The organism is Pseudomonas bubulae, from assembly GCF_900618535.1.
Taxonomy (GTDB): domain Bacteria; phylum Pseudomonadota; class Gammaproteobacteria; order Pseudomonadales; family Pseudomonadaceae; genus Aquipseudomonas; species Aquipseudomonas bubulae.
Map to the genome: position 1 here is coordinate 1 of NZ_UYJA01000016.1, position 1370 is coordinate 1370.

The window sequence follows — 1370 nt, forward strand, 5'->3', positions numbered from 1 at the left end:
CAAAAAAATCTATGGTCACCCCCCATTTTGCAATACTGATTAACGGGTGATGTGGTTGGCTTGCTTAAATCTATCCGGCGTCTGTTTGGGGCACGCCCCAGCGCCACGATGAGAGTCGCGCCTGGCGACCCTTAAAAACCGCGCGGCTTCAAAAGCCGATTTTTTTGTCAGGATCTTCGCCAGGCCGGTTGGCCGTTCACATCATCTGTTGTTCAGCTATCGCAAAACCTGAAGGGTGGTTCGTGGTACAGCAACAACAGCAGGGTCAGGCCGCCATAGTGCTTGGCCCTGCTTCAAACTCGGTATGATTGGCCGCTATCGCCCAGGCGATGCGCGCCAGTTTGTTGGCCAGGGCGCAGGCCACCACATTGGAGTGGCGTCGCATCAGCAACGAGCGCACCCAGTCGGCCAAGGGACCCTTCTGGTATTCCAGTCGCTGCATATAAACCCTGGAGCACTGGACCAGCAGGCGTCGGAGGTTCTTGTCACCTCGCTTACTGATCCCCAGCAGATTGGCCTTGCCGCCGGTGCTGTACTGCCTTGGCACCAAGCCGACAGAGGCGGCGAAGTCTCGACTGCACCTGTACTGCTGGCCGTCGCCCATCTCAACAGCCAACAGGCTGGCGGTGATCGGCCCAACACATGGTATGCCCAGCAAACGACTTCCCAGATCATCGTCGGCCAGTTGGCAAGCCAGCTCTTTATCCAGTTCTTTAATCTGCCCATCCAGGTAGACAAAGTGATCGTGCAGACGCTGCAACAGCACTGTCAGTCGGACTGGAAGTTCATGCTCCGACAGAATGCTGGTCAGCCGCTTCATGACAGTCAGCCCTTGCGGCAGGCTGATACCAAATTCCAGCAGAAAGCCATGCATCTGATTGACTGCCTTGGTACGGTCACGGATCAGTGACTCGCGCAGACGGTGCAAAACAGAAAGCGTCTGCTGGGCCTCAGTTTTGGGTGAAACAAAGCGCATCGATGGCCGCGAAGCGGCTTCACAGATCGCTTGGGCATCGACGAAATCGTTTTTGTTGCCTTTGACGAAAGGCTTAACGAACTGCGGGGAAATCAGTTTGGATTGATGCCCCATAGCAATCAGCTCACGAGCGACGAAATGCGCTCCGGCGCAGGCCTCCATCACCACGGTACAGGCAGGAAGGTTGCTGAAGAGTCGCATCATCTGCTGACGTGAACACTTCTTGCGAAACACCTCTCGGCCCGGCTTGTCCTGGCCGTGTAGGTGGAACGTATGTTTGCCGAGGTCGATACCGACCAGTGCTAAATCGCTCATGGTGATGGTCTCCGAAAATAAAACACCCTGCGAAAGCGTAGCCCTCGCAGGGTGTGGGGGTGACCATCTCATTAACCGC

Annotated in this window: 1 protein-coding gene; it reads right to left on the bottom strand. The window is 56.1% G+C overall.

Annotated elements, in window-relative coordinates; all coding sequences use genetic code 11:
* Window positions 1-265: 265 nt before the first annotated feature.
* Window positions 266-1291: an IS110 family RNA-guided transposase gene (locus tag PPTH39_RS23420; RefSeq protein WP_130872543.1), complete on the bottom strand. Its 1026-nt coding sequence runs from the start codon at window positions 1289-1291 to the stop codon at window positions 266-268.
* Window positions 1292-1370 lie beyond the last annotated feature (79 nt).